The 23,234-nt window shown below is 66.1% G+C and carries 27 protein-coding genes; 14 read left to right on the forward strand and 13 right to left on the reverse strand.

The genetic code is table 11. From position 1 onward, the window contains the following. Window positions 1-748: FimV/HubP family polar landmark protein (locus N7333_RS19250; RefSeq protein ID WP_279859250.1), on the forward strand; the 748-nt coding region annotated here is incomplete at its 5' end. An 83-nt stretch (window positions 749-831) separates the two neighbouring features. Here N7333_RS19250 and N7333_RS19255 read toward each other — a convergent pair. Continuing rightward, window positions 832-3,018, reverse strand: a complete 2,187-nt coding sequence (locus N7333_RS19255) for a patatin-like phospholipase family protein (RefSeq protein WP_279859251.1) — start codon at window positions 3,016-3,018, stop codon at window positions 832-834. Between the two features lie 71 nt (window positions 3,019-3,089). Here N7333_RS19255 and N7333_RS19260 point away from each other — a divergent pair, with 71 nt between their 5' ends. Continuing rightward, complete coding sequence (locus N7333_RS19260) at window positions 3,090-3,371, forward strand: SelT/SelW/SelH family protein (RefSeq protein WP_003243485.1); 282 nt, start codon at window positions 3,090-3,092, stop codon at window positions 3,369-3,371. Between the two features lie 57 nt (window positions 3,372-3,428). Here the strand turns inward: N7333_RS19260 and N7333_RS19265 are convergent, their stop codons facing one another. The 3 genes from N7333_RS19265 to N7333_RS19275 all read right to left on the reverse strand — a co-directional run bounded on the left by N7333_RS19265 (window position 3,429) and on the right by N7333_RS19275 (window position 5,575). After that, window positions 3,429-4,280, reverse strand: a complete 852-nt coding sequence (locus N7333_RS19265; protein ID WP_012018306.1) for a DMT family transporter — start codon at window positions 4,278-4,280, stop codon at window positions 3,429-3,431. Then, window positions 4,277-4,612, reverse strand: a complete 336-nt coding sequence (locus tag N7333_RS19270) for a tRNA-binding protein (protein ID WP_279859252.1) — start codon at window positions 4,610-4,612, stop codon at window positions 4,277-4,279. The genes N7333_RS19265 and N7333_RS19270 overlap by 4 nt, the downstream gene beginning before the upstream one ends. 216 nt (window positions 4,613-4,828) lie before the next feature. Continuing rightward, entirely contained in the window at window positions 4,829-5,575 is a 747-nt protein-coding gene (locus N7333_RS19275) for an AraC family transcriptional regulator (RefSeq protein ID WP_148117853.1), read from the reverse strand. A 135-nt stretch (window positions 5,576-5,710) separates the two neighbouring features. On the opposite strand from N7333_RS19275, the gene N7333_RS19280 reads away from it, so the two are divergent. Next, a complete protein-coding gene (locus tag N7333_RS19280) occupies window positions 5,711-6,532 on the forward strand; it encodes a UDP-2,3-diacylglucosamine diphosphatase (RefSeq protein WP_003243490.1) in 822 nt (273 codons plus the stop codon). Beyond that, window positions 6,529-7,566 carry a glycosyltransferase family 1 protein gene (locus N7333_RS19285; RefSeq protein WP_279859253.1) on the forward strand — a complete coding sequence of 346 codons (1,038 nt, stop codon included), beginning with the start codon at window positions 6,529-6,531 and terminating at the stop codon, window positions 7,564-7,566. Before N7333_RS19280 ends, N7333_RS19285 begins: the two co-directional genes overlap by 4 nt. Before the next feature lie 54 nt (window positions 7,567-7,620). Here the strand turns inward: N7333_RS19285 and N7333_RS19290 are convergent, their stop codons facing one another. Further along, window positions 7,621-9,009 (reverse strand): adenylate/guanylate cyclase domain-containing protein, encoded by a 1,389-nt coding sequence (locus N7333_RS19290; RefSeq protein WP_012018308.1) that lies wholly within the window; start codon window positions 9,007-9,009, stop codon window positions 7,621-7,623. A 265-nt stretch (window positions 9,010-9,274) separates the two neighbouring features. Continuing rightward, window positions 9,275-9,592, reverse strand: coding sequence for an Mpo1-like protein (locus N7333_RS19295; protein ID WP_003243496.1), 318 nt, complete (start codon window positions 9,590-9,592; stop codon window positions 9,275-9,277). Window positions 9,593-9,722: 130 nt separating this feature from the next. Here N7333_RS19295 and N7333_RS19300 point away from each other — a divergent pair, with 130 nt between their 5' ends. Further along, window positions 9,723-10,736: an AraC family transcriptional regulator gene (locus tag N7333_RS19300; protein ID WP_279859254.1), complete on the forward strand. Its 1,014-nt coding sequence runs from the start codon at window positions 9,723-9,725 to the stop codon at window positions 10,734-10,736. A 15-nt stretch (window positions 10,737-10,751) separates the two neighbouring features. On the opposite strand, the gene N7333_RS19305 is transcribed toward N7333_RS19300, so the two are convergent. Beyond that, window positions 10,752-12,203, reverse strand: a complete 1,452-nt coding sequence (locus N7333_RS19305) for a TrkH family potassium uptake protein (protein WP_279859255.1) — start codon at window positions 12,201-12,203, stop codon at window positions 10,752-10,754. 296 nt (window positions 12,204-12,499) lie between these two features. On the opposite strand from N7333_RS19305, the gene N7333_RS19310 reads away from it, so the two are divergent. Both N7333_RS19310 and N7333_RS19315 read left to right on the forward strand, forming a co-directional pair. After that, complete coding sequence (locus N7333_RS19310; RefSeq protein ID WP_003243503.1) at window positions 12,500-12,871, forward strand: YkgJ family cysteine cluster protein; 372 nt, start codon at window positions 12,500-12,502, stop codon at window positions 12,869-12,871. A 57-nt stretch (window positions 12,872-12,928) separates the two neighbouring features. Beyond that, window positions 12,929-13,489, forward strand: a complete 561-nt coding sequence (locus tag N7333_RS19315) for a nitroreductase (RefSeq protein WP_279859256.1) — start codon at window positions 12,929-12,931, stop codon at window positions 13,487-13,489. Window positions 13,490-13,523: 34 nt separating this feature from the next. Here the strand turns inward: N7333_RS19315 and N7333_RS19320 are convergent, their stop codons facing one another. From N7333_RS19320 to N7333_RS19340, 5 genes are all read right to left on the reverse strand, one after another. Continuing rightward, window positions 13,524-14,855 carry a HAMP domain-containing sensor histidine kinase gene (locus tag N7333_RS19320; RefSeq protein ID WP_279859257.1) on the reverse strand — a complete coding sequence of 444 codons (1,332 nt, stop codon included), beginning with the start codon at window positions 14,853-14,855 and terminating at the stop codon, window positions 13,524-13,526. 65 nt (window positions 14,856-14,920) lie between these two features. Next, window positions 14,921-15,334 carry a Spy/CpxP family protein refolding chaperone gene (locus N7333_RS19325; protein WP_279859258.1) on the reverse strand — a complete coding sequence of 138 codons (414 nt, stop codon included), beginning with the start codon at window positions 15,332-15,334 and terminating at the stop codon, window positions 14,921-14,923. Window positions 15,335-15,474: 140 nt separating this feature from the next. Further along, window positions 15,475-16,152, reverse strand: a complete 678-nt coding sequence (locus tag N7333_RS19330; RefSeq protein WP_003243511.1) for a response regulator transcription factor — start codon at window positions 16,150-16,152, stop codon at window positions 15,475-15,477. Window positions 16,153-16,155: 3 nt separating this feature from the next. Beyond that, window positions 16,156-16,527, reverse strand: a complete 372-nt coding sequence (locus N7333_RS19335) for a translation initiation factor 2 (IF-2, GTPase) (protein WP_096826762.1) — start codon at window positions 16,525-16,527, stop codon at window positions 16,156-16,158. A gap of 38 nt (window positions 16,528-16,565) precedes the next feature. Beyond that, complete coding sequence (locus N7333_RS19340) at window positions 16,566-16,865, reverse strand: YciI family protein (protein WP_012018315.1); 300 nt, start codon at window positions 16,863-16,865, stop codon at window positions 16,566-16,568. Between the two features lie 117 nt (window positions 16,866-16,982). On the opposite strand from N7333_RS19340, the gene N7333_RS19345 reads away from it, so the two are divergent. Together N7333_RS19345 and N7333_RS19350 are read left to right on the forward strand one after the other, a co-directional pair. Next, on the forward strand, window positions 16,983-17,849 hold the full coding sequence (locus tag N7333_RS19345) for a PHP domain-containing protein (protein WP_003243516.1): 867 nt from the start codon (window positions 16,983-16,985) through the stop codon (window positions 17,847-17,849). A gap of 13 nt (window positions 17,850-17,862) precedes the next feature. Continuing rightward, window positions 17,863-18,489, forward strand: a complete 627-nt coding sequence (locus N7333_RS19350; protein ID WP_003243518.1) for an L-threonylcarbamoyladenylate synthase — start codon at window positions 17,863-17,865, stop codon at window positions 18,487-18,489. Window positions 18,490-18,536: 47 nt separating this feature from the next. On the opposite strand, the gene N7333_RS19355 is transcribed toward N7333_RS19350, so the two are convergent. Next, window positions 18,537-18,890, reverse strand: coding sequence for a PA2779 family protein (locus N7333_RS19355; RefSeq protein WP_003243520.1), 354 nt, complete (start codon window positions 18,888-18,890; stop codon window positions 18,537-18,539). 169 nt (window positions 18,891-19,059) lie between these two features. Here N7333_RS19355 and N7333_RS19360 point away from each other — a divergent pair, with 169 nt between their 5' ends. From N7333_RS19360 to rluB, 5 genes are all read left to right on the forward strand, one after another. Then, window positions 19,060-20,274 carry a tryptophan--tRNA ligase gene (locus N7333_RS19360; RefSeq protein ID WP_279859259.1) on the forward strand — a complete coding sequence of 405 codons (1,215 nt, stop codon included), beginning with the start codon at window positions 19,060-19,062 and terminating at the stop codon, window positions 20,272-20,274. A gap of 139 nt (window positions 20,275-20,413) precedes the next feature. After that, window positions 20,414-21,112, forward strand: coding sequence for a ScpA family protein (locus N7333_RS19365; RefSeq protein WP_177491255.1), 699 nt, complete (start codon window positions 20,414-20,416; stop codon window positions 21,110-21,112). Then, window positions 21,109-21,903 carry an SMC-Scp complex subunit ScpB gene (gene scpB / locus N7333_RS19370; RefSeq protein ID WP_096826760.1) on the forward strand — a complete coding sequence of 265 codons (795 nt, stop codon included), beginning with the start codon at window positions 21,109-21,111 and terminating at the stop codon, window positions 21,901-21,903. Before N7333_RS19365 ends, scpB begins: the two co-directional genes overlap by 4 nt. 96 nt (window positions 21,904-21,999) lie before the next feature. Then, entirely contained in the window at window positions 22,000-22,182 is a 183-nt protein-coding gene (locus N7333_RS19375) for a DUF1289 domain-containing protein (protein ID WP_003243528.1), read from the forward strand. A gap of 180 nt (window positions 22,183-22,362) precedes the next feature. Further along, on the forward strand, window positions 22,363-23,234 hold an 872-nt coding region (gene rluB / locus N7333_RS19380; RefSeq protein ID WP_279859260.1), incomplete at its 3' end, for a 23S rRNA pseudouridine(2605) synthase RluB.

Raw genomic sequence — 23,234 nt, forward strand, 5'->3', positions numbered from 1 at the left:
CATCGCCTATGGCCGCATCAACGAGGCGCGTGGCGAGCTGAGCAAGGCGCTGACCCTGGAGCCGCAGCGCAGCGATCTGCGTTTCCGCCTGCTGGAGGTGCTGGCGCAGCTCGGCGATGGCGCAGGCTTTGCCCGCGAGCAGGCCGTGCTGCGTGCCGAAGGTTTCGACGAGGCGCGCATCGATGCGCTCAAGGCTCGCCATCCCGGCTTGCACCATGCGGAGCCGTTCCAGGCCAGCGAGCCCGAGGTGCAGCAGCCGCTGGCCCAGGCGCAGCCCGTTGCCGAGCCCGATTTCCAGCTCAACCTCGACGACCTGTCGCTGGATGCCGACTGGGACCTGGTCAGCCCGTTCCCTGCGGCGCGCAGCAAACCCAAGGCCGCTGCCCAGCCCGAGTTCGATCCGTCTTTCTCCAGCAATCTGCAGGAGTTGCCGGAGGTGTTCGAAATGCCCGACGAAGGCGGTGGTCTCAGCGCCTTTGGCGAGATGGAGATGGTGCTCACGGATGAGGCGCTGGATGACAACTTCCTCGACGCCTTCGCCGGTGAAGCCGATGCCACTGCGGCCCTGCAGGGCGACATCGACCAACTGGCGGGCGATCCCGAGCACATGGCCAAGCTCAACCAGGCGTTGGCCTATATCCAGCAGGGTGATCTGGCCACTGCCTGCGACATCCTCAACGAAGTGATCGATCAGGGCGACGATCAGCAGAAGCAGGCCGCGCGCCAGCTCCTGGCGGAAATCGCCTGACCGCGGTCACCGAGCCCTTCACCCAGGCCGCGCCATGCGCGGCCTGGGCGTTTCAGCCGGGCTGAGTTTTTCGGCCGGCAGCCTCAGAAACTCTTGCCGAGGTTGAGATACAGCGCCTTTTCCCGCTCGTCGTTGAAGCCGTAGCTGAAGTTCAGCGGTCCCAGCGGCGTGTCCAGGCCGAGGAAGATGCTCGCCGCGTTGATGTAGCCGCTGTCGAAGGCATTGTCGTTGTTCCAGGCCCGGCCGCGTTCCAGCGACATGCCCAGGTACAGGGGGAAGTCCAGCGGCAGCAGGGAACGCTGGGTCAGTCGGCGGTAATAGACCATTCGCGCCAGGGCCACGTTCTGGCCGCTCAGCGCGTCCTGGCGAAAGCCTGACAGCTCCTGCGCACCGCCGAGGACGAAGCCCGAGGTGACGACATCCGCTTCGTCCAGGGTGCGTCCGTAGCGACCGCCCAGCACCCAGGTATTGGCCTCGACGCTGAACACCTTGCTCAGTTCCAGCTGCCATTGGCGGTACTCGTCGTCCGCACCCAGGCCACTGTCGTACTGGCGCAGCAACAGGCCGATGTCTTCACCGCGGCGTGGGAAGTCGAGGTTGTCGAGGGTGTCGAAGGAATACTTCAGCTCGTAATAGCCCTCGCTGAAACTGAAGCTGGGCAGATCGCGCTCGCCCACGCGCACGTCCGCCTCGCCCCAGGCCTGGCCGATGCCGAAGCGGATCTCGCCGTTGTTGGCGATCTGCCGGCCGAGGTTGAGGCCATAGCCGTAGCGCTCCAGGCGGTACTCGGCGATGGGGTCGTTGTCCACTATGGCTTCGATGTTCTGCGCCTCACCGAACAGATAGGGCGCGACGAAGTAGCGCGAGCCGGCGTCCAGCGGCTGATAGAACTCGCTGTACAGCTCCTGACGGTCGCCGAGCTGCAGGCGAGTCAGCCATTCGGCTCCCAGTTCGTTGATGCCGTTGACGCGGTAACTGGCGCCAATGTTGAAAGTGCTGTCGCCGCGCATGTCATCGGACAGGTTCAGGCCCAGGCGCAGGTAGTCGGTGCCGGTGCGCTTGCCGCGCGCATCAATCACCAGCGCACTGCCGCGTTCATCCAGCGGCGCCACGCGATACTGCACGCGCTCGAAGTAATCCAGGCCGTACAGCGTGCCCATGTCTTTCTGCAGTCGCTCCACATCCAGTGGCTCGTCCAGTGGCTGACGGATGTGCCGGCGGATCACCGCATCCCCGACCTTGGAGTCGTTCTCCACGCGGATTTCCCGGATCACCGGCGTGCGCTGCTCGCGCGAGCGCGCCATGGCCAGCGCCGGGTTGCCGGCCGTGCTGGTCTGCAGGCGCGCCAGACGCTCGGCCTGGATCTGCGTGGCCCGGTAGCCGGCCTCGATCATCTGCTCGGCACGGTCGAAGTCGGCCACGCCGAAGCCCGCCAGCGGCGGCTGGATCAGCACGTCGTCGGCCTCCAGCGTGCCGAGCTGGGCCTCGGAGTTCTTGCGCATCATCAGGTTGATCGACTGGTTCATCACGTCGACCACGGTGAGCAGATCCTTGGCCGGTTTCAGCGGCATGCCGAGGTCGACCACGATGACCCGATCCACCCCCATCTGCCGCGCCACGTCGATCGGCACGTTGTTGACCATGCCGCCGTCCACCAGCAGACGGCCGTCCAGCTCCACCGGGGCGAACACCGCAGGGATCGACATGCTGGCGCGCATCACCTGGGGCAGGTGGCCGGTGCGCATGATCACCTGCTCGCCGGTAACCACATCGGTGGCCACGGCGCGGTAGGGGATGGGCAACTGATCGAAGTCGCGGGTCGCGCTGCGATGCACCATCAGGCTTTCCAGCAGCAGCGCCAGGTTCTGCCCCTGGATGACCCCCAGGGGCAGTCCGAGGCTGCCATCATCGCGGAAGCTGAGCTTCTGCTTGACCAGGAAATCGCGGTCGTCCTGCTTGCGGCGAAAGGGTATGTCCTCACGTGGCGGCGAGTCCGACAGGGCCTGTTGCCAGTCCAGTTCCAGGGCCAGGCGCTCCAGCTCCGCCACCGAATAGCCGGCCGCGTACAGACCGCCGACGATGGCGCCCATGCTGGTGCCGGCGATGGCGTCGACGCGCAGACCCTGTTCTTCCAGGGCCTTGAGCACGCCGATATGTGCCAGGCCGCGGGCGGCGCCACCAGAGAGCACCAGGCCGACGCGCTCGCTGGCGATGGTGGGCAGGCTGGACAGGGCGAGCAGGCAGATCAGCGAATAGAGCAGGCGGCGCATGGCGGTTTCCGGCAGGGGCAGGACGAAAGGCGGCTATTATAGGCGCCACGCCCCAGTCCAGAGCCCTAGCCATGCCTGATCAGAAGCCCGAAATCGTCATCACGTATTGCACTCAATGCCAATGGTTGCTGCGCGCTGCCTGGCTGGCCCAGGAGCTGCTCAGTACCTTTGCCGACGAGCTGGGCAAGGTCAGCCTGGAGCCGGGCACCGGCGGCGTGTTCCGCATTCTCTGCGATGGCGTGCAGGTCTGGGAGCGCAAGACCGATGGTGGCTTCCCGGAGGCCAAGGTGCTCAAGCAGCGCGTGCGCGACCAGATCGACCCGTCCCGCGATCTCGGCCATAACGACAGGTAGGGTGCGCTGTGCGCACCATGGCCTCTCGGGCGCATAGACCGGAGGCGGCCCTCACCCTCAACGCGCCATACGCGCCGACACGAAGATCGCACCGACGATCAGCACGCCGCCGGCCAGCATGCGCAGGGTCGGTTGTTCGCTGAACAGCCACCAGGCGAAGAGGATGCCGTAGACCGGCTCCAGGGCGAAGATCACCGCCGTGGTACGCGCCTTGAGCACACGCAGGCTGGCGACGAAGAGGCTGTGGGCCAGGCCCGTGCAGAAGATCCCGAGCATCGCCAGCCACAGCCAGTCCATCGGTCGCACGCTGGGCAGCAGCGGCCAGGCCAGCGGCATGAAGCAGACGAACACCGTGAGGTTCTGATACAGCGCCGCCTGTACCGGGTCGAGGCCGCGCGTACTGGCGCGGTTGAGCAGTGACAGCAGGGCGAACAGGAAGCCGGATAGGACCGCCCACAGCAGCCCGCCGGTGGCGGTGCTGGCAAGACTGAATTCCGGGGTGACCAGCACCAGCCCCAGGCAGACCACGCCGACCATGGCGAACTCCATGGGACGCGTTCGCTCGCGAAACAGCAGCCCTTCCAGCAATACGGTGAACGCCGGGAAGCTGGCGAAGCCGAGGGTGGCGATAGCCACGCCGGCGACCTTGACCGCTTCGAAGAAGGTCACCCAGTGCGCGCCCAGGAGCAGCCCGCCGATGGCCAGCAGGGCGACCTGGCGCAGGTTCGGGCGTAGCGCGTTGCGATTGCGCCAGAGCACGGCCGTCAGGCCCAGGGCGAGGATGGCGAAAAGCGCCCGGCCGCCGGCGATCATGTTCGGGGTGGTGGCTGCCAGCTTGCCGAAGATGCCCGACAGACCGAACAGCAGGGCACCGAGGTGAATTGCCAGCAGGGCATTACGTTCCTTCATGCCAGGCGCGCCCCGTTGGGCAGCGGCCTGTCGAAACCGGCGAGCACGACGCGCTGTTCGCTGTCGTAGACCCCCGTCACCAGGATTTCCGAACGTATGCCGGCGATGCGCTTGGGCGCGAAGTTGCACACGCACAGCACCTGGCGGCCCGGCAGTTCGTCGCAGCTGTAGTGAGCGGTGAGCTGGGCGCTGGAGGTTTTGAGGCCCAGCTCGCCCAGGTCCACCTCCAGCACGTAGGCCGGCTTCACGGCCTTCTCATTGGGGCGAGCGCTGCGAATGGTGCCGACGCGCAGCTCCACCTTTTCGAAATCCTGCCATTCGATGGTTTGCATGGGATGCTCCTTGTTGATGCGGCGCAGTCTAGGTGCCGCAGACCCGAGCTGTCTGTCGCGGGAGTGATGAGTTTTGTCGCAAGGCTCTCGGCAGCGCGTAGGGTGCGCCGCGCGCACCGAGGCCAACCGATCGTTCCGGTGCGCGCCCATGCCTCCAGGACTTCCTTCGGTGCGCACGGCGCACCCTACACAGGAGTCGGGTGCGCCGATAGGCAACTAGCGGCCGCGGCGCAACTGTCGCGGGGTCATGCCCAGGTGGCGGGAGAGGGCGGCGGTAAAGGCGCTCTGCGAGGCGTAGCCGACTCGCGCCGCCACCTCGCCGACGGGCAGGTCACTGTCCAGCAGCAGGCGTTCGGCCAGGCGCAGGCGCTGCAGGCGCAGATGCTCCATGGGCGTGCGCCCGGTCTCGGCCAGAAAGCGCGCGTGAAAGCGCGCCACCGAAAGGCCGGCCAGACGGGCCAGGTCGGCGACCTGCAGAGGGCGCGCGGCATGCTGCTCGATATAGCTGTCCAGCGCCGCCAGCGGCAGGCCGCCGGGCTGCACGTGCTGCCCGCCGTAGGCCAGGCTGCCGAGCAGCAGCGCCGCGCCCTGGTTGGCGATCACCGGGTCGTTGATCGGGCTGCTGGCGAGCCAGCTGAGCAGCTGGCCCTGCACGGGATCGAGTTGCATCGCCCGTGGCTTGTCCAGCAGGCGCTGGATACTGTCGGCATGGTGGCCGAGTTGCCGTTCGAGCCAGTCGTTGGCCGGCAGGTCCAGCACCAGGCACTGGCTGCCGCGCGGGCTGCCGCAGGCATGGCGAGCCTCGGCCGGTACCACGGCTACTTGGTGGCGCAGTACCCGGCTGCCCTGATCGGCCACCTCGAACTGCAGCTCGCCGGCCAGGCCGAACACCAGCTGGGCGTGGTCGTGGCTATGGCAGAGCACTTCGTGGCTGTAATGACGCAATGACAGGATCGGGGGCATGGCGGCTTCCTCGGCAACCGTCGCAGTGTACCGTCTGGCCAGGGTTCCGCGCTGCGTCATCGAATCGTCGTTGCATTGTCACAAGCCTTTCACCGCTACGCCTCAAGCTCGTCTAAACCCAGCCGGAGGCCGCCCATGACCAGCGCCCAGCTCGCCAAGCCCACCCGCAAGCAACGTGTCCGCACCCTGTGGATCTCCGACGTGCACCTTGGCACCCGCGACTGTCAGGCCGAGCACCTGGCGGCCTTCCTCAAGCGCTACCACGCCGATCGCATCTACCTGGTGGGTGACATCATCGACGGCTGGAAGCTGCGCGGCGGCATCTACTGGCCGCAGGCGCACACCAACGTGATCCGCCGTCTGCTGACCATGAGCAAGCGCGGCACCGAGGTGATCTACGTCACCGGCAACCACGACGAGTTCCTGCGCCGCTATTCCAGCCTGATGCTGGGCAACATCCAGCTGGTCGACGAGGCCGAGCACGTCACCGTCGACGGCCGCCGCCTGCTGGTGATCCATGGCGACCAGTTCGACGTGATCACCCGCTACCACCGCTGGCTGGCCTTTCTCGGCGACTCGGCCTACGAATTCACCCTGACCCTCAACCGCTGGCTCAACCACTGGCGCAGCCGCTGGGGCTATGGCTACTGGTCGCTGTCGGCCTACCTCAAGCACAAGGTCAAGACCGCGGTGAACTTCATCAGCGACTTCGAGGAGGCCATCGCCCACGAATGCGTCAAGCGCGGCCTGCAGGGCGTCGTGTGCGGTCACATCCACCACGCCGAGATCCGCCAGGTCGGCGGGGTGGAGTACATGAACTGCGGCGACTGGGTGGAGTCCTGCACGGCGCTGATCGAGCACTGGGACGGGCAGATCGAGCTGTATCGCCTGGCCGAGGCGCAGGCGCGCCTGGTCGGTGAGGAACAGGCCGCTGCCGTGCTCGAGACCGGCGCATGAGGATACTGATCGTCTCCGACGCCTGGTCGCCGCAGGTCAATGGCGTGGTCACCAGCCTGGCTGCCCTGGTGCGCGAGCTGCGCGGCCTGGGTCATCAGGTCAAGCTGCTGTCGCCGGCGGATTTTCGTTCAGTGCCCTGTCCGACCTATGCGGAGATCCCGCTGGTGTGGGATCTGTGGCGGGTCGGCGCGGCGATTCGCGACTTTCGCCCCGACTGCGTGCATCTCGCGACCGAAGGGCCGCTGGGCTGGGCGGCGCGCAACTGGTTGAACAAGCGCGGCCTGGCGTTCTCCAGCGCCATCCACACCCGCTTTCCCGAGTACGTCAGCACACGCTGGCCGTGGATCGCACCGCGCTGGGGCTACGCCTACCTGAGGGCCTTCCACCGCACCAGTCAGGCGGTACTGGTAACCACCGAGCGCCTGCGCGAGGAGTTTGCCGGCTGGCACCTGCAACCCCTGCAGCTGTGGCGCAAGGGGGTCGATACCACCTTGTTTCGCCCCGAGCAAAGTCGCCCACGGCCGCCGCATCCGGTGTTTCTCTACGTCGGGCGTATCGCCCCGGAGAAAAACCTCGAGGCCTTTCTCGATCTGCAGCTGCCCGGCGAGAAGCGTGTGGTCGGTGACGGTCCGCAGCGCGAGGCGCTGCAGCTGCGCTATCGGCAGGTGCGCTTTCTCGGTTATCGCCATGGCCAGGCGTTGGCCGAGGCCTATCAGGATGCGTCGGTGCTGGTCTTCCCCTCGCGCACCGATACCTATGGTCTGGTGATGCTCGAGGCGCTGGCCTGCGGCACGCCAGTGGCGGCCTTCCCGGTGGCCGGGCCGCTGGATGTGCTGCAACAGGGCGTCAGTGGGGTGCTGGATGACGATCTGGGCGCAGCCTGCCTGGCGGCGCTGGAACTGGATCGGGCGCGCTGCGCCGAGCTGGCGGCTGCGCAGTCCTGGCGGGCTTCGGCGCTGGAGTTCCTGGCCCTGCAGCCGCTGATCGACGGCGAGCCGGCGGCGCTGGGCGAGGCGTTGGTGGACAGTCGGTAGCGGGTTCTTTCGGTGCGCACGGCGCATCCTGCGCGAGCGTGCTCCGCGCGAACCTTACAGAATGACCTTGTCGCGCAGCTTCTCGGCGGCCTGGTTGAGCGCCTGGATCACCCGTTCCTTGTCGAAGTTCTGGATGCCGTTGGTGTCCAGGTACATGGAGAAGCCCGGCAGCTCGTGCTCGACGTAGCTGGAGGTGGCGCCCAGGTCGCGGCGGAAGTCCACCACCTGGTAGATCTGCACCGGACGGGTGAAGCCCTTGACGGTGATCTGGCCCTTGTCGCGGCACATGATCACGTCCTTGACCAGCGAATAGGTCTCGTGGGAGATGAGGATCTCGCCGGCCTCGGCGGCGCTTTCCAGGCGGCTGGCGAGGTTCACGTCGCGGCCGATGATGGTGTAGTCCATGCGCGTGTCGGCGCCGAAGTTGCCCACGGTGCAGTAGCCGGTGTTGAGGCCCATGCGGATTTCCAGCGGCTTGGTGATGCCCTGGGCGCGCCACTGCTGGCGCAGCACCTTCATGTGCTTGCGCATGGCGATGGCCATGGAAACCGCGGCCACCGCATCCTTCTTGGCGCCCTGGCTGGAGGGGTCGCCGAAGAACACCATGACGCTGTCGCCGATGAACTTGTCGATGGTGCCGCCATACTTCAGGCAGATCTTCGACATCTCGTTGAGGTAGGTGTTGAGTAGATCGGTCAGGGCCTCGGCTTCCAGCTCCTCCGACAGCTCGGTGAAGCCCTTGATGTCGGAGAAGAACACCGTCAGCTTCTTGCGCTGGGTTTCCAGACGCACGCTCTTCTTGCCGGTGAAGATCGACTCCCACACCTGCGGCGACAGGTACTTGGCCAGGTTGCGCGCCAGTCGCGCGGCCTTTTCCTGCTCGCGCTTGATCTCGCTGCGTACCTGGGCCAGGCGCAGGCCCTGCTGGTTGACGAAGTAGGCGGTGATGCAGATGTACAGGGTGGCGAAGAGAATGCTGACCAGCGCCACCAGCGTCGGGGTTTCCGTGTGCGGCTGCACCTCCACCACGGCGGCGCACAGGGCCATTGCGCTGGCGGCCACCAGCAGGGCCAGGCCCAGGTAGCGCAGGCCGCCGATGACCAGGGCGCTGAAGCTCAGCGTCAGCAGGAACATCAGGCTGGGCACGGTGGAAAAGCCGAGCAGCACCGAGGCGGCGCCGGCATGCAGGGCATCGATGAACAGCAGGGCGAGATCGGTCTGTTGCGGATGGTCGCGCTTGAAGCGGCGGCTCAGGTTGTGCGCCAGGTGGGGGTAGAGCAGGGCGTAGGGCACCATCCACAGGATGTCGTAGGTGAAGTGCCCGACATAGGTTCCGGCGGCGACGCTGGCTGCTGTGGCGATATAGGCCAGTACGCGCGAATAGTATTCGCGCAACGGCGGCGTCGGCAGCCCGTTGGCACGGCTGAGAGTGACTGACTTCATCTGCTGGAACTGTCCCTGCTGGAATTCTGACGTCTCTTGTCGGACGCTCGAAGGTGGTCTGCAAGACCCGAGCCAGTGGCTCAATGGGCGGGGATCATAACCAAGGGGTGGCGGTCAGCCAAGCGCGCCCGCCGAGTGGCGCCAAAGTAGTGGCAGGCGGTCGGCAAGAGACCCGCCAGGCGGAGGTGCGCCGCGCCGGCATTCGCTTGCCGGTGCGCACCGCGGAAGGCGCGCGTTGCTGCGCGCAGCGTACCCTGCGAGGCGGCTAGAAGCGGATACGGCCGGTAAAGGCATCCTTGAGCATCACCCAGTCGCCCATCAGGCTGTACAGGGGGTATTGAAAGGTCGCCGGGCGATTCTTTTCGAACACGAAATGGCCGACCCAGGCGAAGCCGTAGCCGACCAGGGGCAGCGCCAGCAGCCACAGCCACTGCTGGCTGAGCAGGGCGTAGGCGAGAATCGCCAGCACCAGCAGACTGCCGACGTAGTGCAGGCGGCGGCAGGTGGGGTTGCTGTGCTCCTGCAGGTAGTAGGGGTAGAACTCGGCGAAGCTCTGATAGCGTTCTTTGCTCTGGGCGGTCATGGCGCACCTCCTGTTATTGTCATGCTTGAGTTTAGGGTGGCTGTCTCCTCGGGCCACTGACTTAAGGTGCCAGTCTAGTATCCTTGCGCCGCCAACCCCGAGCTTGTTGGCCCACCACAAGAACAAGACGATGAGCGAGAGAACCACATCCTCCAACTGGGCATTGGCCATCGTGCAGGCACTGGAGCTGGGCGGCGTCGACTGCGTCGGCCTGTTCGCCGAGCTGGGTCTGGACTACGCCGCGCTGAACGATCCCGATGCACGCTTTCCGCAGGACGGCATGACCCGCGTGTGGCAGCACGCCGTGGCGCTGTCGGGCAATCCGGCGATCGGGCTGAACATGGCGCAGGTGGTGCGCCCGGCGTCCTTCCATGTCGTCGGCTATGCGCTGATGTCCAGTCGCAACCTGCGCGAGGGCTTCACCCGCCTGGTGCGCTATCAGCGCATCATCGGCGAGGGGGCGGACCTGAACCTGCTGCCGCAGCCCGATGGCTATGCCCTGACCCTGGCCATTCACGGCGACCGCCTGCCGCCCGCGCGGCAGAGCGCCGAGGCGTCCCTTGCCTACTGCCTGGCATTCTGTCGCTGGCTGACCGGTAAGCCCATTCGCCCGCGGGAGATCCGCTTCCAGGGGCCCCCGCCGGCAGACCTCGGGCCTTACCAGCAGGTCTTCCAGGCCCCGCTCAGGTTCAATGCCGAGCACTATGGCCTGATTTTCGAGCGCGGGGATGTCGAGGCGCAGCTGCCCAGCGCCAACGAGGCCCTGGCCCAGCTGCACGATCGTTTCGCCGGTGATTACCTGGCGCGCTTTTCCGGCAGCCGCGTCACTCACCAGGCGCGTCAGGTGTTGTGTCGCCTGCTGCCGCAGGGTGAGCCGCGGCGCGAGACGGTGGCGCAGGCACTACATCTTTCGCAGCGAACCCTGCAGCGCCGTCTGCAGGAGGAGGGCACCAGCTATCAGCAACTGCTCGACGACACCCGCCGCGACCTTGCCGAGCAGTATCTCGGCCAGGTCGATCTGACGCTGCTGGAGGTCGCCTATCTGCTCGGGTTCGCCGACCCGAGCAACTTCTTCCGCGCGTTCCGCCGCTGGTTCGGCGAAACGCCGGGGGAATACCGCGCGCAGCGCGGGTTCGCCTCCTGAGCGGCGCTGCCGGTCTCAGTGCCGCCAGAAGCTGGCGGTGAACAGCACCAGCACGGTGACGATTTCCAGACGCCCGAGCAGCATGCCGGCGGCCAGCACCCACTTGGCAGCATCCGGCAGGCTGGCGAAGTTGCCGGCCGGCCCGATGATCGGCCCCAGGCCCGGGCCGACGTTGCACACCGCCGTGGCGGCGCCGCTCAGCGCGGTCAGCGGGTCCAGGCCGAGCAGGGCGAGAAACAGGGCGATGGCGCCGATGGTCATGGTGATGAAGAAGGAGAAGGTAAGGATCGAACGGACGATTTCCTCATCGAGGTTGTGCCCGTTGTACTGCTGCTTGATCACCGCGCGCGGGTGCACCATCTGCTTGAGGTTGGCATGCAGCAGGGTCAGCGCGACCTGGAAGCGGAACATCTTCAGACCGCCGGTGGTAGAGCCCGAGCAGCCGCCGACGAAGGTCAGGTAGAAGAACGCCATGACCGCGAAACCGCCCCAGGCGGTGTAGTCACCCAGGGCATAGCCGGTGGTGGTGGCCACCGAGATGATGTTGAAGCTGGCCAGTCGTATGGCGTCGATCAGGGCGTGCTCGGAGTTGAGCCAGAGCCAGAGGCTGAACAGCGCGCAGGTGATCAGCAGCATGCCGACGAAGCCGCGTACCTGCTCGTCGCGGAGCAGGGCCTTGCGGTGCCCGCGCAGGCTGGCGACATAGAGGGTGAAGGGCAGGCTGCCGAGAACCATCAGGACGATGGCGACCCAATGACTGGCAGGATCGAACTTGCCCATCGACTGGTCGGACGTGGAGTAGCCGGCGGTGGAGATCGAGGTCATCGAATGGTTGATGGCATCGAACCAGTTCATGCCGCTCAGCCAGTAGGCGATCACTCCCAGGATGGTGAAGGTCAGGTAGACGAAGACGATGTACTTGGCCGCCATGTGCGAGCGCGGCATGACCTTCTCGCCCCAGTCCGAGGATTCGGTCTGGAACAGGCGCATGCCACCGACGCGCAACAGCGGCAGAATCGCCACGGCCATGGCGATGAAGCCGATGCCGCCCAGCCATTGCAGCATCGAGCGCCAGATCAGCAGGGCCGGCGAGGCGTCGTCCAGCCCGCTGAGCACGGTGGAGCCCGTGGTGGTGACCCCGCTCATGGTCTCGAAGAAGGCATCGGTGAAGCTGATGTGATGCAGCAGCATCATCGGCATCGCGGCGAACAGGCACACCACCAGCCAGCTGCAGGTGGTCAGCAGGTACATGTCGCGAGGGCGCAGCTTGAGGTTTTCCGGGCGCCCCGGCACCACCAGAAGCAGACCGATGATCAGGGTGATCATGCTCGACCAGAGGAAGGCATTGAGGTCTTCCGGATGTTCGAAGAGCAGCAGGGTCAGCATGGGAATGACCATGCTGACAGCCAGGGTGATCAGAAAGATGCCGATGATGAAACCGATGATGCGCAGCGTCGGCAAGGCCATGGAGTGGGCTCAGGCGGGTTGGAAAAGGCGCCATTCTACCCGCGCACGGGCGGCTGTAAACCGCCGCGCTCAGGCCCTGTGAAGCGTAGCGGGCGAGGTCGAAACTGGCGAGCCGGTGCACCCTGTCCGTTGCCAGAGCCTGTTCCGGGCAGGCTTGCGCTCCCGCCAGCTGCCACGCTGTATGGGCGAGCGGAGCGGCTTTCAGCAGCCCGATGAGCAGGGGCTTTACAAGCCCATGGCCGCGCATAGAATAGCCGCCAGTTGCCGGCGTCCGCCGGTTTCCGAGCTCTCCTCAAATGTCCGAAGCCAATCCCTGCCTCACGTGCGGCGCCTGCTGCGCGTTCTTTCGTGTGTCCTTCTTCTGGGGCGAATGCCAATCCGCGGGCGGTAGCGTGCCGGACGAGCAGGTCATCCAGATCAGCCCTCACTACGTCGCCATGCGCGGCACCGAAAGCAAGCCGGCGCGCTGTACCCAGCTGCTGGGCGAGGTTGGCTGTGGTGTTCGTTGCACCATGTACGAGCAGCGTTCGAGCAGTTGCCGCGAATTCGAGGCTTCCTGGGAGAACGGCGTACACAACCCGCGCTGCGACGACGCGCGCAAGGCGCACGGCCTGCCGCCGCTGACGCCGCCCGTACAGCCGGTGGTGTCGCCGGACCGCGTCGCCTGACCTGTCTCGGGCTGCGAGCCTGCTAGAATGCCGCCTCCTTGTTTTCGGAGGTGGCCAATGGAGGCTCTCGACGCTCTGCTCAACCGTGTTTCCGTGCCGCGCCTGGTCGATCCGGCTCCGGATGCGGCGCAGCGCGAACTGCTGTTTCGCGCGGCCTTGCGCGCACCCGATCACGGTCAGCTGCGCCCCTGGCGCTTTCTCACGATAGAGGGGCAGGCCCGTGAGCGCATGGGCGAGTTGTTCGCCGACGCGTTGCTGGCAGCCGATGCCCAGGCGCCGGAAGAAAAATTGCTCAAGGCCCGCGGCATGCCCATGCGGGCGCCGTTGCTGGTGGTGGTGATCGCGCGCATTCAGGCTCATCCCAAGGTGCCGGCGTCCGAGCAGGTGATCGCTGCCGGTTGTGCGGCTCATGGCATTCTGCTGGCCGCTCACGCCCAGGGCATCGGCGCCGTCTGGCGCACCGGAGACATGGCCTACGACGCCCACGTGGCCAAGGGCCTCGGCTTGGCAGCGGACGAGCAGATCATCGCCTATCTCTACCTCGGTACGCCGGAGCGTGAATTGCGCCGTGCGCCCGAGCTGCCGCTCGAAGATTTCGTCAGCGCCTGGAACGGCTGACAGCTGCGTCCGGTGAGCCTGTCAGCGGCCCGGGCTACGGGCGATCCTGAGGTTGCAGCGGCAGACTGAAGGTGGCGACGAAGCCGCCCTCCGGGTGGTTGGCCAGCAGCAGCTCACCGCCATGCCGCTGCGCCGCGCGGCGCGCGATGGCCAGGCCCAGGCCATGACCGCCACCGCTCTGCCCGGGGGCGCGGAAAAAGGGTTCGCCCAGCTGCGCCAGATGCTCGGCGGCCACCCCGGGGCCATGATCGCGGACGCTGAGCAGCAGGCGCTCGGCCTGGCGCCGCGCGCTGATCTCGATGGGCTGGCCGACGGGGTTGAAGCGCAGGGCATTGCGCAGCAGGTTGTCCAGTGCCCGCTCCAGCATGTCCGGCCAGCCTTCCAGTCGCACATCCCGGTCGAGTTGAATCTGCAGCCGCTGCTCGGGGGCCGTCAGGCGCGCATCGTCCTGCAGCTTGTTGATCATGGCGAGGAAATCGATTGGCTGCGCGGCGCCGGGGTCGGCATCCAGGCGGGCGAGGGCGAGGATTTCACTGATCAGCGCCTCCAGGCGATCGCACTCCTGGCCAAGGCGCGGCCATAGCTTGTCGCGCTCGGCGGCGTCGGCGCGTTCGGCCAGCGCCAGGGCGATGCGCAGACGCGCCAGCGGCGAGCGCAGTTCATGGGAGACGTCACGCAGCAGCTGGCGCTGACTGCCGATCAGCCCCTGCAGACGCTCGCCCATGCGATTGAAGTCCTTGGCCAGCAGGCCCAATTCATCGCGGCGGGTGGCCAGGCGGGCCAGGCTGTTCTGCTGGTAGGCGGTCTGGCCAAGGTCGTGCACGGCGCCGCGCAGGCGGTCCAGCGGGCGGGTGATGGACAGGGTCAACAGCAGGCTGAACAGGGTCAGCACCACCAGGGCGATGGCGATCGCACTCAGTGGCCAGAACAGGCTGGCTCGGTGCCAGGCGGCCAGTTCCGGATGCGGGATGCGGTAGATGAACAGGTAGCTTTCGCCGCTGTCCGGGCTGGTGTATTCGGCGGTCAGACGGCGCCAGGGCAGGCGACGGTCATCGCCATGACGTGCCTCGAAGGCTGCGGCGCGTGAGGGAAAGGTGCCTTTGACCAGCTGCTGACCGCTTTCGCCGAGCACCTGGGTGTCGATGCGGTACTTGCGCTTGCGCTGTTCGAGAAAGTCCTGGGCGGCTGCCGGTCCCTGCTGTTCATAGCGTTTGGCCCATTTGCGGTCGAGACCGTCCAGGCCGGGGTGCAGGTTCAGAATCCAGGCATCCTGATTCAGGGCGCGGCCGAGCAGCAATGACAGGCCGGCCACCAGTGCGATGGCCAGCCAGAAAGTGGCCAGAATGCGCCAGAACAGTGAACGCACGGGAGCACCTCATGCAGAAGCCGCCGGGCCCGGTAAGGGCGCGGCGGCGGGTGGTCGGGGAAGACTCAGTTGGTCTTCTGGTCCTTCTCGGCTTTCCAGGCCTTGAACTCGGCCATTTCGGCACGGCGAGCCTCCATCTTCTTCTGGTGCTCGTCGAAGGCCTTCTGCTGCTCGGGGTTGAGCAGATCACGCAGCGCCTTGTGCTGGTCGGCGCGTGCCTTGTCCAGCTCCTGCTTCATGGCCTGTTTCTCGGCTTCCGGCAGCTTGTCCAGGTAGCGCTTGGTGATGTCACGATGGGTCTTCATCTGCTCGCCCATCAGCTTGCGAAATTCCTGACGCTGCTCCTTGCTCAGGTTGAGCTCCTTGAACATGCCGTGGTCGCGATCATGATGGCGCGGGGCGCCGTCTTTCATCGGCATGGCGAAGGCCAGGGTCGGCAGGGTGGCGGCGAGCAGCAGGGCGGTGAGGGTCTTGCGCATGGTGATTCTCCTTGTCTCGAAACCGGTAACGACCGGATGGGCTCAGTATGCGGCGGTCAAGGTCAAGGGCGGTCAGGCGTGGGTAAAGCTTGGGTAAAGGCAAAGTGATGCGCCGTTTACGCAACTGCGGCAGCGGGCGATCACGGGGCGTAGTAATAGCCGCGGCTGCGCAGGGCGAGGATGCGCGGGCGGCCGTCCGGGTGCGGGCCGAGCTTCTTGCGCAGGTTGCTGACGTGCATGTCCAGGCTGCGGTCGTACAGGGTCAGCTTGCGCCCCAGGGCCAGCTGAGCCAGTTCCTGTTTGTCCACGGGTTCGCCAGGCTGGCGCAGCAGCGCCTCGAGCAGGCGGCTCTCGGAAAGGGTCAGCGGCACGTCATGCTCGCCAATGCTGACCACGCCGCGGTTGGGGCTGAAGCTCAGGTCGCCCTGTTCCAGCTGGCTGCTGGTCGGCGCCGGAGCCGTGCGCCGCAGCACGGCGCGCAGGCGCGCGGTCAGCTCGCGTGGGTCGCAGGGTTTGGCCAGGTAGTCATCGGCGCCCAGCTCCAGACCCAGAATGCGGTCCAGCGGCTCGCCGCGGGCCGAGAGCATCAGCACCGGCAGCTCGGGATGTTCACTGCGCAGTTGCTTGAGCAGTTCCAGCCCGCTGCCGTCGGGCAGCATCACATCCAGCACCACCGCGTCGGGCGCCTGCTGGGCAAGCGCCCGGCGGGCGTTGCCGGCCTCGTGACAGGCGGTGACCTGAAAACCCTCCTGAGTCAGCCAGCTGCTCAGCAGTTCGCACAGTTCCTGATCGTCGTCGATCAGCAGCAGCCGGCTCATGGCTCAGTTGATCCACTCGCGGCGGGTTTTGCGGCTGCCGCGCAGCAGGGCGCCCAGCAGTACGGAGATCAGGCTGAGCCCGGCGCCGAGGGCGAACCAGGTTTGCTCCTCGCTGAGCAGTGCGGGCTGCGTCTGCGCCTGGCTCTCCTTGAGCTGCAGGCGCAGGCGCTGGTTTTCCTGACGCAGGCGCTGCAGTTGCGCAGCGTTGCCTGCGGCTTCCTCGTTGCGTAACTGTTCGCTCTGCGCCAGGCGCTCCTGCAGCGCTTGCGCCTCTGTCGAGGGGGCTGCGGCGGGCGGGGTGGTTTCTTCCTCGGCCTGGGCCAGGGCGCAGGTCAGCAGCAGGGTGGCCAGCAATGACAGCGTGATCGAGCGCATCGCGATTCCTTAATGGGCGAGAGCGGCTAAGAGGAAGATCAGGGCAGCACTTTCTTGAACGGTTTGACCACTACGTTGGCGTAGACACCGGCGGCGCGGTAGGGGTCGGCGTCGGCCCAGCTCTGTGCGGCCTCCAGCGAGTCGAACTCGGCGACGATCAGGCTGCCGCTGAAGCCCGCCGGGCCCGGGTCGTTGCTGTCGATGGCCGGGTGCGGACCGGCCAGAACCAGGCGTCCTTCCTGCTTGAGCTGCTCGAGGCGGGCCAGGTGGGCGGGGCGGGCAGCCAGGCGATGATCCAGGGAGTTTTCGACGTCGGTGGCGATGATGGCGTAGAGCATCTCAGTCCTTATATTGGGTCGATTTGAGGTGAGGCGGGGCTTTTATGCCGTACGGCGGCAGCCAGAGGGCGGATGTGGGGCATAATAACAAACATCAATCTCAACGAAAGCGCCGCCATGATTGTCGATCTGCACTGCCACAGCACCGCCTCCGATGGCGCCCTGGCCCCGTCTGTACTGGTGGAGCGGGCCCATGCGCGTGGCGTGCGAGTGCTGGCTCTGACCGATCACGACACCCTGGAAGGGCTCGACGAGGCGCAGCGCACTGCGGCGGCTCTGGACATGCAACTGGTCAACGGCATCGAGCTGTCCTGCACCTGGGGCGGAGCCACCATTCATGTGCTGGGGTATGCCTTCGAACGCGAAGCGCCGGCGCTGCGCCAGGCCATCGAGGCCTTGCACCAGGGGCGCTGGCAGCGCGCGCAGGAAATCGATCGACGCCTGGCTGCCAAGGGCATGCCCGGCGCCCTGGACGGCGCACGGGCCGTGCAGCAGGAGCTCGGCGACAGCGGCAACGCACCGGCGCGGCCGCATTTCGCCGAATTTCTGGTGCGGGCCGGGCATGTACGCGATCGCGCCGAGGCGTTTCGCAAGTGGTTGGGCTCGGGCAAGCTGGGCGACGTCAAACAGCACTGGCCGGTGCTGGAGGACACGCTGGCCACCTTGCGTGCGGCCAAGGCCTGGATCAGCCTGGCGCATCCCTGGCAGTACGACTTTACTCGCAGTAAGCGTCGGCGCTTGGTGGCCGATTTTGCGGCGGCAGGCGGGCATGCCCTGGAAGTGGTCAATGGCATGCAACCGGCCGAGCAGGTCGGCGGCCTGGCGATTCTGGCGCGTGAATTCGGCTTGATGGCCAGCGTCGGCAGCGACTTTCACGCGCCGGGCGACTGGTCCGAACTGGGCATGTACCGCCCGTTGCCTGATGACCTGACGGCGCTCTGGGAGCGCTTCGAACATGCACAGCCACCCACTGTCCCTTCATGAGCAGGATGCAAGTGTGAGCCAATTCTTCCAGGTCCACCCGGAGAACCCCCAGGCGCGCCTGATAAAACAGGCCGTGGAAATCATTCGCAGTGGTGGGGTGGTGGTTTATCCCACCGACTCGTCCTACGCCCTGGGTTGCGCCATCGGCGACAAGAATGCGGTCGAGCGCATTCGTCGTCTGCGTCAGCTCGACGACAAACACAACTTCACTCTGGTCTGCCGCGACCTGTCGCAGATCGGCCTGTTCGCCAAGGTGGACACCGCCGCCTTCCGTCTGCTGAAGAATCACACGCCGGGCCCCTACACCTTCATCCTCAATGCCACCCGTGAAGTACCGCGCATGCTGCTGCATCCCAAGCGCCGCACCATTGGCCTGCGCGTGCCCAGCCACCCGATCGCCCTGGCATTGCTCGAGCAGCTCGGCGAGCCGCTGATGAGCGTCAGCCTGATTCTGCCGGGTGACGAGCTGCCGATGTCCGACCCCTACGAGATGCGCCAGATACTCGAACACCAAGTCGAGCTGATCATCGACGGCGGCTTCGGCGGTCTGGAAGCCTCCACCGTGGTCAACCTGGCCGACGACACGCCGGAGATCCTGCGGGTGGGCTGTGGCGATCCGTCGCCATTCGTCGATCTGTAAGGCGGCCGCTGCACCTCGTCAGCGCTGCGCAGCGGCCCCTGGCCGGCTCAGAGGATCAGCACGACCAGAATCGCCACCAGCAGGATGATGACGAAGTCGGTGCCGCTCAGAGCGCCGGCGACCGGCATGCTGTCGATGCGCTGGGACAGGCTGGCGATTTCCGCAGGCGTCATGGCATCGACGCGCTGGCGCGCCAGATCCGGCGCCACGTCCATGCTCTGCAGGGCTTGCTGCACGTTGTCGCGGGCCAGGAAGTCATCGATCTTGGCACGGTCGGCGGCGAGGCTCTGTTCGGCGAGAACGTCCTGCGTGCCGATCATGCTGGCCTGGGCGGGCAGGGTGGCGACGAACAGGCAGACCATCAGCAGATGGCTGATCAGGGAGAGGAAATTCTTGTTCATGATGGGCTCCCGGTGGGTTGTGGTTCCGCCGGAATCACGACCCGCGGGGCGTTCGCCGGCATCGATGGTTTGACTCCGCCGCCGACTGGCGGGTTCCGCCAACCTTTTCCGTTGTGCCCCCGGCTGCCCTATACTCCGCGGTCTTGTCTGTTGTTTCAGGTGGAACGGTTTGAGCCTTATCGACTCCGAGCGGCGGGTGCTGTCGGGAATGCGCCCCAGCGGTCGTCTGCATCTCGGGCATTACCATGGCGTGCTGAAGAGCTGGGTCAAGTTGCAGCACGAATACGACTGCTTCTTCTGCATCGTCGACTGGCATGCGCTGACCACCGACTACGCCGAGGTCGGCCAGCTGTCGCAGCACGTCATGGACATGGCGGTGGACTGGCTGGCCGCAGGCGTCAGCCCCAGTTCGGCGACGCTGTTCGTGCAGTCGCAGGTGCCCGAGCATGCCGAGCTGCACCTGCTGCTGTCGATGATCTGCCCGCTGAGCTGGCTGGAGCGCGTGCCCTCCTACAAGGAACAGCAGGAACGTCAGGACGGCAAGGACATGGCCACCTACGGCTTTCTCGGCTACCCGCTGTTGCAGGCGGCGGACATCCTGCTCTATCGCGCCGGGCTGGTGCCGGTGGGGGCCGACCAGTTGCCGCATATCGAGTTCGCCCGCGAAGTGGCGCGGCGCTTCAATCATCTGTATGGCAGCGAGCCGGACTTCGAGCTGAAGGCCGAGGCCGCCATCGGCAAGCTGGGCAAGAAGGCGGGCAGGCTCTACAGCAGCCTGCGCAAGGCCTATCAGGAGCAGGGCGACGTCGAGGCCCTGGAAACCGCCCGCGCGCTGCTCAAGGAGCAGAGCAACATCACCCTGGGCGATCAGGAGCGTCTGTTCGGCTACCTCGAGGGATCCGCCAAGGTGATCCTCGCCGAGCCTCAGCCTCTGCTCGCCGATCCCTCGCGGGTGCCTGGTCTGGACGGCCAGAAGATGGCCAAGTCCAGCGGCAATGCGATCTTCCTGCGTGACGGCGATGCCGAACTCGAGGAGAAGCTGCGGCGCATGCCCACCGACCCGGCGCGGGTGCATCGCGATGACCCGGGTGAGCCGCAGCGCTGCCCCGTCTGGTCGCTGCATCAGCTGTACTCGCCCGATGAGCGCTTGCACTGGGTGGTGGAGGGCTGCCGCAGCGCTTCCATCGGTTGCCTCGACTGCAAGAGCGCGCTGTGCTCTGCCGTGCAAGCCGAGCTGGCACCGCTGCGGCTGCGCGCCATCGACTACGAAGACAGCCCCGACCTGGTACGCAGCATTCTCGCCGAGGGCGCCGAGCGTGCCCGTGACGAGGCGCGCGATACCCTGGCCGAGGTGCGCCTGGCCATGGGCCTGAATTACCGTTGAGGAGCGCCAGCCGATGACCGAGCCCGTCACGCCAGCCGCCGATAGCCAGGCCGGTGCGCAGCAGGAGCTGCCGTTCGCCCTGGTCTACGGCGAGGCGGTCACCGAGCTGCCGCTGGATCTGTACATCCCGCCGGATGCGCTGGAAGTGTTTCTCGAAGCCTTCGAGGGCCCGCTGGATCTGCTGCTTTACCTCATCCGCAAGCAGAACATCGACATCCTCGACATCCCGGTGGCGGAAATCACCCGCCAGTACATGGGCTACGTCGAACTGATGCACACGGTGCGTCTGGAGCTGGCCGCCGAGTATCTGGTGATGGCCGCGATGCTCGCCGAGATCAAGTCGCGCATGTTGCTGCCGCGCTCGGCCGAATCGGAGGAGGAAGAGGACGACCCTCGCGCCGAGCTGATTCGCCGTCTGCAGGAGTACGAACGCTTCAAGGCTGCGGCCGAAGGCCTGGACGAGCTGCCGCGGGTTGGCCGCGACGTCACGGTTCCCAGGCTGGATGCACCCGAAGCGCGGGCGCGCAAGCTGTTGCCGGACGTCAGCCTGGAAGAGTTGCTGCTGTCGATGGCCGAGGTGCTGCGTCGCGCCGACATGTTCGAGAGCCATCAGATCACCCGCGAAGCCCTGTCCACCCGTGAGCGCATGAGCGAAGTGCTGGAGCGCCTCAAGGGCGGTGGCTTTGTTCCGTTCGTCGAGCTGTTCGCCGCGGAGGAAGGGCGTCTCGGCGTGGTGGTCACCTTCATGGCGGTGCTCGAATTGATCAAGGAATCTCTGGTCGAGCTGGTGCAGAATGAGCCTTTCGCCGCCATCCATGTACGAGCCCGTGCCGAATGAACCTGAACGACCCCAAAGAACTGGCCCAGTTGCTCGAAGCCTTTCTGCTGGCTTCCGGTAAGGCGCAGTCGCTGGAACGTCTTTTCGAACTCTTCGAGGAGGGCGAGCGGCCCGAGCCGGAGCAGTTCAAGGCTGCGCTGGAAATCCTGCGTCAGTCTTGCGAGGGCCGGGCCTTCGAGCTCAAGGAGGTCGCTTCGGGCTATCGCCTGCAGGTGCGTGAGCGCTTCGCGCCCTGGGTAGGCCGCCTGTGGGAAGAGCGCCCGCAGCGCTATTCCCGTGCGCTGCTGGAAACCCTGGCGCTGATCGCCTACCGCCAGCCCATCACCCGCGGCGAAATCGAGGATGTGCGGGGCGTGGCGGTCAACAGCAACATCACCAAGACCTTGCTCGAGCGCGAGTGGATTCGCGTGGTGGGCTATCGCGACGTGCCCGGTCGCCCGGCGATGTTCGCCACCACCAAGGGCTTTCTCGATCATTTCAACCTGAAGAGCCTGGACGAGCTGCCGCCGCTCGCCGCCCTGCGCGAACTGGAACCGGAGCCGGAACTGGCTCTGGACGACGATGCCGAGGTGCCGCAGGGCCTGCAGGCGCGCGCCGATCTGGCACTGCAGGAAGAGGGCGAGCCTGGCGAGCCGCGCGAGGAAACCAGCTTCCGCAGCCTGCTGGCCGAGCTGGACTCGATGGAGCAGGGGCTCAAGACCGACTTCGATGACCTGCGTCTGGAGGAGGACGAGGGTGCGCCTGCCGAGCCCGACCTGGCCGACATGCAAGGTGACGAACCGTTGCATTGACGGCGTTTAAGCAGGGCATCGAATCCTTCAATCTCCTTCTCGCTCACCGAGCCCTTATTCTTGCGCGCAACCGATCCATCCTGATCGAGGCGATCAATGAGCAAGAATCCCTGCATCAAGGTCTGTGAGTTCGAACGGGACATCTGCCTGGGCTGCGGCCGCAGCCGCCAGGAAATCAAGGGCTGGAAGCGTCTGAGCAAGAGCGAGCGCCTGATGCTGCTGGCCGAAGCCGATATGCGCCTGCTGGCGCTGGAGGCCACTGGCCGTCGCAAGCACTGACCGCAAAGCTTCCACAATGCCCGGCGCATAGGCCAAGGCGTCGTCCGAGTCTGGGCCGCTGCCAGTCAGTGCAGGATGTTTATCCGGGCGAATGCTGCGCCATCGTCTACCCTATGGGCTCCACTACGCGTATGATGCGCGCCCTTCGATCATCCATCACTACACCGGGAGGTGCCCGAGATGACAGAGCACGAACAACCGCGCCCTGCAGGCGAGAAACTGCAGAAAGTCCTGGCCCGCATGGGCCTCGCGTCCCGTCGCGAAATCGAAACCTGGATCGGCGAAGGCCGGGTCAAGGTCAATGGCGCCGCTGCCACCCTGGGCCAGCGTGTCGATGCCAACGACGCCATCGCCCTCGATGGTCGCCTGCTCAAGCGCGAAGAGATCACCGGCTCGGTGCGTCGCGTTCTGATCTACAACAAGCCCGATGGCGAGATCTGCACCCGTGACGACCCGGAAGGCCGTCCTACCGTGTTCGACCGTCTGCCACGCCCCAAGGAAGGCCGCTGGATCAATATCGGTCGCCTCGACATCAACACCACCGGCCTGCTGCTGTTCACCACTGACGGTGAACTGGCCAACCGCCTGATGCACCCCTCCTACCAGATGGACCGCGAGTACGCGGTGCGTGTGCGCGGCGAGGTGACCGAGGAGATGCTGGAGAACCTCAAGAAAGGCGTGATGCTCGAAGACGGTCCGGCCAAGTTCACCGACATCAAGGAAGCGCCGGGTGGCGAGGGCTTCAACCACTGGTATCACTGCGTGGTGATGGAAGGCCGCAACCGCGAGGTGCGCCGTCTGTGGGAATCCCAGGGGCTGGTGGTCAGCCGTCTGAAGCGCGTGCGCTTCGGTCCGGTATTCCTGACGTCAGACCTGACCATGGGCCGCTGGCGTGAGATGGATCAGCGCGAAGTGGACATCCTCAGCGCCGAGGTGGGACTGGCCCCGCAGGCGTTGCCGGCGATGAAGGAGAAAACGCGCGAGAAGCTCGACCGCCTGCAGCGCAAGTCGGCCAAGCCGGTGGAGGTGCGTGGCAAGCGCGTGCTGCGTCC

This window comes from Pseudomonas sp. GD04158, assembly GCF_029834875.1.
Lineage (GTDB): Bacteria > Pseudomonadota > Gammaproteobacteria > Pseudomonadales > Pseudomonadaceae > Aquipseudomonas > Aquipseudomonas hydrolytica.

Bases quoted from the DNA above. Each gene is read 5' to 3' on its own strand.
- N7333_RS19255 (WP_279859251.1), bottom strand. From the start codon at position 3,018: ATGCGCCGCCTGCTCTATTCGCTGATCTGCCTGCTCGCCCTGTCCAGC.
- N7333_RS19260 (WP_003243485.1), top strand. From the start codon at position 3,090: ATGCCTGATCAGAAGCCCGAAATCGTCATCACGTATTGCACTCAATGC.
- N7333_RS19265 (WP_012018306.1), bottom strand. From the start codon at position 4,280: ATGAAGGAACGTAATGCCCTGCTGGCAATTCACCTCGGTGCCCTGCTG.
- N7333_RS19270 (WP_279859252.1), bottom strand. From the start codon at position 4,612: ATGCAAACCATCGAATGGCAGGATTTCGAAAAGGTGGAGCTGCGCGTC.
- N7333_RS19275 (WP_148117853.1), bottom strand. From the start codon at position 5,575: ATGCCCCCGATCCTGTCATTGCGTCATTACAGCCACGAAGTGCTCTGC.
- N7333_RS19280 (WP_003243490.1), top strand. From the start codon at position 5,711: ATGACCAGCGCCCAGCTCGCCAAGCCCACCCGCAAGCAACGTGTCCGC.
- N7333_RS19285 (WP_279859253.1), top strand. From the start codon at position 6,529: ATGAGGATACTGATCGTCTCCGACGCCTGGTCGCCGCAGGTCAATGGC.
- N7333_RS19290 (WP_012018308.1), bottom strand. From the start codon at position 9,009: ATGAAGTCAGTCACTCTCAGCCGTGCCAACGGGCTGCCGACGCCGCCG.
- N7333_RS19295 (WP_003243496.1), bottom strand. From the start codon at position 9,592: ATGACCGCCCAGAGCAAAGAACGCTATCAGAGCTTCGCCGAGTTCTAC.
- N7333_RS19300 (WP_279859254.1), top strand. From the start codon at position 9,723: ATGAGCGAGAGAACCACATCCTCCAACTGGGCATTGGCCATCGTGCAG.
- N7333_RS19305 (WP_279859255.1), bottom strand. From the start codon at position 12,203: ATGGCCTTGCCGACGCTGCGCATCATCGGTTTCATCATCGGCATCTTT.
- N7333_RS19310 (WP_003243503.1), top strand. From the start codon at position 12,500: ATGTCCGAAGCCAATCCCTGCCTCACGTGCGGCGCCTGCTGCGCGTTC.
- N7333_RS19315 (WP_279859256.1), top strand. From the start codon at position 12,929: ATGGAGGCTCTCGACGCTCTGCTCAACCGTGTTTCCGTGCCGCGCCTG.
- N7333_RS19325 (WP_279859258.1), bottom strand. From the start codon at position 15,334: ATGCGCAAGACCCTCACCGCCCTGCTGCTCGCCGCCACCCTGCCGACC.
- N7333_RS19330 (WP_003243511.1), bottom strand. From the start codon at position 16,152: ATGAGCCGGCTGCTGCTGATCGACGACGATCAGGAACTGTGCGAACTG.
- N7333_RS19335 (WP_096826762.1), bottom strand. From the start codon at position 16,527: ATGCGCTCGATCACGCTGTCATTGCTGGCCACCCTGCTGCTGACCTGC.
- N7333_RS19340 (WP_012018315.1), bottom strand. From the start codon at position 16,865: ATGCTCTACGCCATCATCGCCACCGACGTCGAAAACTCCCTGGATCAT.
- N7333_RS19345 (WP_003243516.1), top strand. From the start codon at position 16,983: ATGATTGTCGATCTGCACTGCCACAGCACCGCCTCCGATGGCGCCCTG.
- N7333_RS19355 (WP_003243520.1), bottom strand. From the start codon at position 18,890: ATGAACAAGAATTTCCTCTCCCTGATCAGCCATCTGCTGATGGTCTGC.
- scpB (WP_096826760.1), top strand. From the start codon at position 21,109: ATGAACCTGAACGACCCCAAAGAACTGGCCCAGTTGCTCGAAGCCTTT.
- N7333_RS19375 (WP_003243528.1), top strand. From the start codon at position 22,000: ATGAGCAAGAATCCCTGCATCAAGGTCTGTGAGTTCGAACGGGACATC.